The following is a 6,690-nucleotide window of genomic DNA, read 5'->3' as shown; positions in this document are numbered from 1 at the left end:
CCCGGACCGGAGGAGGCGCAGAATCGCCCCACGCAGCCGACACCGGCGTGGACCCCGGCCGTCGGCATGGGCAACCCCAGCGGACGCATCCCACGCAGCCGCTACACGATCGGCTGCCACAGTCGCCCCGACCGAGGAGCCATCGCCTACCGGCCGGCCTCGAACACCGGCCCGGGGCGCCGGCCACCTCGGCGCGCACGTCCGGCCGACCTCTCCTGGGCTATGACACGACCCCCGGAATCAGCGCATGGGCGATCACCGTGATCGAGTTGTTGAAAGCGTGCACCGCCACGCCCGGCCAGACCGAGTCGCTGCGCCGTCGGAGCTCCGCGGTGATGATCCCGACCACCAGGGCGGCGGGCAGCACGACGTTGATGCCGTGGAGCAGCGCGGAGATTACGGCGCTGCCGACGGTCGCGATGACGGGGCCGTAGCGGAGCAGACCGGTCGTCACCACGCCGCGGAAGAGAAGCTCCTCGCCGATCGGCGTCAGGACGATGAGCCCACGGTCAACACGGTGGTGTCAGGGCACGAGGACGATCCGCCCGAACACCGTGCCGTCATCCATCTGCTGGTGCGCCTCAGCGGCCTGGGCCAAGGGCAGCACGTCGTGCACGACGGCGTGCAGCTCCCCACGCGCCGCCGCAGCGAACTGTTCGGCCCGGACGGCGTCCCTGGCCGGGACGGGCACGCTGTCGAGGCTGAACGTCGCGACGGAACGGGACTGCTGGAACGAGCTCAGGAGTCGGCCGCCGAAGTCGGCCGGCGGGAATCCCGCGACCGCCCCGACCAGGACCAGGCGCCCGTTCGGTGTGAGCCGGTCGACGAACTCGGCGGTATCCGGTCCCCCGACGATGTCGATGATCACGTCGAAGGACGCCGGCGCGTCCGGTTCGCCGTCGCCGGAGCGGTCGAGGGCGTGTGTCGCCCCGAGCTCCCGGAGCCGGGCACCGCGTTCGGCCGACGACGTCGTCACCGCCACCGCGCTCGCGCCACCACGTACCGCCAGCTCCACGGTCGCGATGCCGATGCTCCCCGCGGCACCGCGCACCAGCACCGACTCGCCGGGTGCGAGGTGCGCGTGCGCGAGCGCGAAGTGGGCGACAGGTGCCGAGCTTCCGAGGGTCACCGCGTCGATCGACGACAGCCCTTCGGGAAGCGCGACGACGTCGTCCACCCGGGCGAGCGCCTGCTCGGCGTAGCCACCGCCGAGACCCGTGAACGCCCATGTCCGGCGACCCACCCACGACTCGTCGACGTCCGGACCGACCGCCGTCACGGTGCCGGCCACCTCGCTGCCCAGGATCAGTCCCGTCGTGATGCCGTACCCGCTGATGGTGCCGCGGCGGATGACGGCGTCAACACCGCCGACCCCGATCGCCTCGGTCTCGATCAGGAGCTCCCCGGGCCCGGGGGCCGGGGCGGGGGCGTCCGTCATCGCCATGCCGCTCGGGTCGCCGAATCGCTCGACAGTCATTGCTCGCATCGTTCGTCTCCGTTGTTCTGTCCGTGGCTTCTGTCCCTGCGTCGGCGACGTTAACGGACGGGGGCGTCCGCTTCGGCGAAGTGAGAGCAACGGCGAATCCGTTGCCTCACATGCTCACGGTGGAGAGCGATGACACGATCCTGGGACGCTGTCCTCATGACGTTCGCCGACCTCCACCACGGCCCCCGACCACTCCTTCTCCCCAACGCGTGGGACGTCGCGTCTGCCCTGGCTTTCGTCGAGGCCGGCTTCCCGGCGGTGGGTACGACGAGCTTCGGCGTCAGCGCCGCCCTCGGAACACCCGACGCCGGCCGGACGAGCCGCCAGGCCACGGTGGATCTGGTCCGACGCCTGCGGGCACTCCCCGCCTACCTCACCGCCGACATCGAGGACGGTTACAGCGACGACCCGGCCGAGGTCGCCGACCTCGTCGCGGCCCTGGCCGACGAAGGGCTGGCGGGCGTCAACGTCGAGGACTCCACGTCCGGCGAGCTCATCGATCCCGCCGCACACGCCGCGAAGGTGGCGGCGATCAAGGCGGCGGCACCCCACATGTTCGTCAACGCCCGCGTCGAGACCTATTGGCTCAACAAGAACGCCACCGTCGACGCCACCCTCGACCGGGCCCGCGCCTACGTCGACGCCGGGGCCGACGGCATCTTCGTCCCCGGCGCCACGGACCCGGCAGTGCTCGAACGGTTCGCGAGCGCGCTGCCGCTGCCGCTGAACGTCCTCGTGGTCCCCGGCCGCACGGTGGGGCAGCTTGGTGAGCTCGGGGTCCGGCGGGTCAGCACCGGCTCCCTGCCCTACCGTGCGGCGGTCGACGCGGCGGTCGCCGTCGCGACCGCCGTCAGGGACGGTCACGACGTTCCGCCGGCCACGCCCTACCCGGAGGCGCAGGCCCGCCTCGAGCGGCACGTGCGTCGAGCGACGGACGGGTGACGACCGCGGGCTCCGGTCAGCTCCGTCCCAGGACGTCCGCGTTGAGGATGCTGCCGCCCAGGCTCCACCCGCCGTCGGCCACCTCCTCGAGGATCACGAGCGTCGACGCCCGCGCGCGCTCGCCGTACACGTTCGCGAAGGCATCGGTGACGGCGTCCTGGAGCTTCTTCCTCGATTCCGCGGTGAGGGTGTCCGCTGGCACCTTGAGGTTGGCGAACGGCATGGATGCTTCCTTCCGGAGTATGGCGACTGAGCCGGACGGCTCAGACTGACGACGGCCACGGTGCGCGGCACGACGTCGTCCACTCTGCGGGGCTCCTGCCGGGAGCAGGAGAGGACTCCTGATCGAGGGGCCCGCGATCCCTGGTGCGCTCGCTGTAGCGTGGCGCCGTGATCGAGGTCCCGGAGTCGTTTCGCGCGATGCCCAGGTGGTGGCACGCGACGCCGCCGGAGCTGCGGTGGCTCACCGGTCTGCCGCACCTGGTCGAGTCCTGGTGCGAGCGCTGGGACCTGACGGTCGACGGGCGGCCTCGGCACGGGTCGAACGCGCTGGTCGTACCCGTGCGCCGCGCCGGCCGGCCGGCCGCGCTCCGTCTCGCGCCGCCGGGCGACGACGTCGCCGCGCTCTCCGCCGCGCTGCGGTTCTGGCGCGGCCACGGCGTCGTCGCGGAGCACGCCGCCGACGCCGCGGAGGGCGTGCTGCTGCTGGAGCGGCTCGATCCCGACAGGTCGCTCGCGAACGAGCCCCTGGAGCTCGCGATCAGCGAGATCGCGCGGATCGCCCGCCTGCTCGCCGTCCCGGCCCGCGACGGCGTGGCCGCCGGCCTGCGGCACACCTCCGACGACGTGGCCGAGCTGACGCCACGGCTCCGCGTGGTGTGGGAGCGACTGGGCAGACCGTTCGACGGTGCGGACCTCGACGTCGCGACCGAGGCGGGGGCGACCATCCTGGCCGGCGACCGCGAGCCGGTCGCGGTGAACGCCGACCTGCACTTCGGCCAGGTCCTGCGCCATCCGGACGGCCGGTGGTGCGTGGTCGACCCGGTGCTGCGCCGCGGCGACGCCGAGCGCACGGCGGTGGAGGTGCTCTGGCACCGCGTCGACGAGATGGCCGACGGCGATATCCCCCAGTGGTTCGACCTGCTTGTCGACGCGGGCGGGCTCGACCCCGGCCTGACCCGTGCGTGGGCGCTGTGGCGGACCACCGACTACCGGCTCTGGGGCCTGGAGCACGGCCTGACGGAGGACCCGCCTCGGTGCGCCCGGCTGCTGCGCGCACTGCGCTGAGCCGCACCAGCACCCCCTCAAAGCGGACAGGATGCGAGCGGCATCCCGGCGCGGCACGGTGGGAGCGCGGGACACCCCGCCGTCGGCCCCCACGCAGGGAAGTCGTACCGAGGGAAGGAGCGAGACATGGCCCAGCAGACAGTTGCGGACGTCATGACCCCAGCACCCACCACGATCGGCATGTCCGAGACACTCGAGACCGCCGCCCGGACGATGGCCACGCAGGATGTGGGGGCGCTGGTCGTGCAGGCCGGTCCCACCACCGTCGGCATCGTCACCGACCGGGACCTCGTGGTGCGCGGCCTCGCGGAAGGGCTCGGCCTCGAGGCCATGGTGGGCGAGGTGGCGAGCGAGGAGCTGCTCTCGATCGGCCCCGGCGTCCCCGTGGAGACGGCCGTCGAGCTGATGCGCGTCGCCGCCGTCCGCCGCATCCCGGTGATGGAGGGCGACGTGCCGGTCGGCATCGTCTCGATCGGCGACCTCGCCGTCCTGCGCGATCCCACCTCGGCGCTGGCCGACATCTCCGAGGCGGAGCCGAACGGCTGAGGGCGTAGGCCGCGACATGGTCGCTCCCCGGATTCCGGTGCGCCTCGCGCGGCCGGCCGGACTTCTCTCGGCGGCCCACCGCGCCTGGCTGAGGCATCCGCGCTGGTCGCTCGCTGTCAAGGGCGCGCTGGCGGCGAGCCTGGCCTGGTTCGTGGCGCTCATCGCACCCGCGCCGTTCTCGGAGTACCCGTACTACGCACCGCTGGGCGCCGTGCTCGCCACGACGAGCACTGTGGTGCGCTCGGTCCGCGACTCCCTCCAGTCCGTCGCGGCGGTGCTGGTGGGCGCAGTCATCGCCCGCACCGTCGGCCTGCTGCCCCTGCCCGGCCTGCTCGAGCTGGCGCTGGTGGTGGGCATCGCCATCCTGTGCGTCGCTTGGCGGATCTTCGGCGACATGGGTAGCTGGACGGTCATGTCGGCCATCTTCGTGCTCATCCTCGGCAGCGGTGACGGGTTCGACTACATCGGCTCCTACGCCGGCCTGATCGTCGTCGGCGCGTCGATCGGCATCGGCATCAACCTGCTGCTGCCGCCGCTGCCGCTCACGCCGTCCGAGCTCGCGCTCGGCCGGCTCCGGAACGGCGTCGCCGAGCAGGCCGAGGTGCTGGCGAACTGGCTGGAGGACGAAGGGACTCTGGACCCGGACGAGTGGGAGGAGCGCCGCCGACAGCTCTTCCCCACCGTCGAGAGCGCGCGTGCGGCGATCGCACAGGCGCGCGAGGCATCGCGCGCCAACGTGCGCGTGCGGTACAAGCGCAACGAGTACTGGATGGCGTCCCTGATGCGGCGGGCCGGCGCGCTGAGCACCGCGGCCGAGGTGGTCGACGAGGTCGTGCGCCTGCTCGTCGAGTGGGAGCGGGACGGCCGTGACGACGTCGCGCTCGGGAAGGACCTGAGACCGGAGTTCGCCGTCACGCTGCGTGCCTTCGCCTCCGCGGTGCGCGCCGCGGAGACCGAGGACACCGGCGACGACACGACGGCCGACGCGGCCGGCAAGGAAGCCGCGGACTCGGTCACCCAGCTCGATCTGGCCGTCCAGCAGCTCCGGGCCGCGGTCCGTGCGGCGCAGCACTCGTCGCAGTACGACTACTTCGTGGCGGGCGCGCTCGCGGTGGCGCTCGGCCGTGGCGCCGACGCACTGCGTGCCTGATCTCGAAGGGCGCGCGAGCCACGGTCCGCGTTACGTTGAGAGAGGTCGAGAAGTGGCTGCCGATGCGACCTGCCGAGGTGTCTCCGTGAAGGCCATGTTCATCAGCTGCACCCTCAAGCCGTCCCCCGAACCGTCCAACACCGAGGCGCTCGCCGCGGTGGTCGCCGACGCCCTCCAGGAGCGCGGCGTCACCGTCGAGCACGTCCGGCTCGCCGACCTGGACGTGAAGCCCGGAGTCCAGACCGACATGGGCGCCGGCGACGCCTGGCCCGGCGTGCACGACCGCCTCCTGGACGCCGAGATCCTCGTCGTCGTCACCCCCACCTGGCTCGGCCGCCCCTCGTCCATCGCCCAGCGCATGCTCGAACGCATGGACGCGATGCTCTCGGAGACGGCAGACGACGGCACCCCGGTCGCCTACAACCGGGTCGCCGGCGTGGTGGTGACCGGCAACGAGGACGGCGCGCACCACGTGATCTCCGAGATCGGCGGGGCCCTGGGCGACATCGGCTACACCGTGCCAGGCCAGGCCTGGACCTACTGGAACCAGGGCCCCGGTCCCGGCGCCGAGTACCCCGACACCGAGCACGGCCACGAGTGGTCGCACAGCACCGGCCGCCTCATGGCCCACAACCTGCACGCCGTGGCGACGGCGCTCGCGGCCCACCCCGTGCCACCGCCGCCCGGCAGCTAGCGCGCCCGACAGCGAGCACGTCCGGCAGGCGAGCGGGATGCGAACGGGACGCCACCGAGGCATGGTGGATCTGTCGGTGAAGCAGCCCGCCGTCGGCCCTAGCGAGGGAGGAGAGCGACATGGTACAAACCGTCGCCGATGTCATGACCCCAGCGCCGACCACCGTCGACGTATCCGATTCGGTCCAGGTGGCCGCCCGGGCGATGGCCGCCGAGGACGTGGGTGCGGTGGTCGTCCAGTCCGAGTCGAAGGTCGTCGGGATCGTCACCGACCGCGACCTCGTCGTCCGCGGTCTCGCCGAAGGGCTCGGCCTCGACGCCACCATCAAGCAGGTCGCGAGCGAGCAGCTCGTCACCGTTGGCCCCAGCGACCCTGTGGAGACCGCCGTCGAGGTGATGCGCTCAGCAGCCGTCCGACGCGTTCCCGTGATGGACGGTGACGTGGCCGTCGGCATCGTCTCCATCGGTGACCTCGCCGTCGAGCGCGACCCCTCGTCCGCGCTCGCGGACATCTCCGAGGAGAAGCCGAACAACTGAGCGGACGCCGGCCGGGCTCGTCCGTCGACGTCCTCGGCGGACGAGCCCG

The 6,690-nt window shown here is 72.5% G+C and carries 9 protein-coding genes; 6 read left to right on the top strand and 3 right to left on the bottom strand.

Annotated features, from left to right (window positions below):
• Nucleotides 1–220: 220 nt before the first annotated feature.
• Together LUU90_RS23960 and LUU90_RS23955 are read right to left on the bottom strand one after the other, a co-directional pair.
• Entirely contained in the window at nt 221–493 is a 273-nt protein-coding gene (locus tag LUU90_RS23960; protein ID WP_275006533.1) for a CPBP family intramembrane glutamic endopeptidase, read from the bottom strand.
• 30 nt (nt 494–523) lie between these two features.
• Nucleotides 524–1,477 carry a zinc-binding dehydrogenase gene (locus tag LUU90_RS23955; RefSeq protein ID WP_275006526.1) on the bottom strand — a complete coding sequence of 318 codons (954 nt, stop codon included), beginning with the start codon at nt 1,475–1,477 and terminating at the stop codon, nt 524–526.
• 165 nt (nt 1,478–1,642) lie between these two features.
• Between LUU90_RS23955 and LUU90_RS23950 the strand changes: the two genes are divergently transcribed.
• The gene (locus LUU90_RS23950; protein WP_275006523.1) at nt 1,643–2,428 is read left to right on the top strand and encodes an isocitrate lyase/PEP mutase family protein; all 786 of its coding nucleotides are present in this window, start codon (nt 1,643–1,645) and stop codon (nt 2,426–2,428) included.
• A 16-nt stretch (nt 2,429–2,444) separates the two neighbouring features.
• Here LUU90_RS23950 and LUU90_RS23945 read toward each other — a convergent pair whose 3' ends face one another.
• Nucleotides 2,445–2,651, bottom strand: a complete 207-nt coding sequence (locus LUU90_RS23945) for a tautomerase family protein (protein WP_275006521.1) — start codon at nt 2,649–2,651, stop codon at nt 2,445–2,447.
• 167 nt (nt 2,652–2,818) lie between these two features.
• Here LUU90_RS23945 and LUU90_RS23940 point away from each other — a divergent pair, with 167 nt between their 5' ends.
• The 5 genes from LUU90_RS23940 to LUU90_RS23920 all read left to right on the top strand — a co-directional run bounded on the left by LUU90_RS23940 (nt 2,819) and on the right by LUU90_RS23920 (nt 6,641).
• Nucleotides 2,819–3,715 carry an aminoglycoside phosphotransferase family protein gene (locus LUU90_RS23940; protein WP_275006519.1) on the top strand — a complete coding sequence of 299 codons (897 nt, stop codon included), beginning with the start codon at nt 2,819–2,821 and terminating at the stop codon, nt 3,713–3,715.
• A gap of 126 nt (nt 3,716–3,841) precedes the next feature.
• Complete coding sequence (locus tag LUU90_RS23935) at nt 3,842–4,261, top strand: CBS domain-containing protein (protein WP_275006517.1); 420 nt, start codon at nt 3,842–3,844, stop codon at nt 4,259–4,261.
• 16 nt (nt 4,262–4,277) lie between these two features.
• Complete coding sequence (locus LUU90_RS23930; protein WP_275006515.1) at nt 4,278–5,411, top strand: hypothetical protein; 1,134 nt, start codon at nt 4,278–4,280, stop codon at nt 5,409–5,411.
• Nucleotides 5,412–5,505: 94 nt separating this feature from the next.
• A complete protein-coding gene (locus LUU90_RS23925; RefSeq protein ID WP_275006531.1) occupies nt 5,506–6,105 on the top strand; it encodes a flavodoxin family protein in 600 nt (199 codons plus the stop codon).
• A 119-nt stretch (nt 6,106–6,224) separates the two neighbouring features.
• Nucleotides 6,225–6,641 (top strand): CBS domain-containing protein, encoded by a 417-nt coding sequence (locus tag LUU90_RS23920; RefSeq protein ID WP_275006513.1) that lies wholly within the window; start codon nt 6,225–6,227, stop codon nt 6,639–6,641.
• Nucleotides 6,642–6,690 lie beyond the last annotated feature (49 nt).

This window comes from Promicromonospora iranensis (genome assembly GCF_028994775.1).
Lineage (GTDB): Bacteria > Actinomycetota > Actinomycetes > Actinomycetales > Cellulomonadaceae > Promicromonospora > Promicromonospora iranensis_A.
This window is presented reverse-complemented; position numbering and strand designations above follow the sequence as displayed.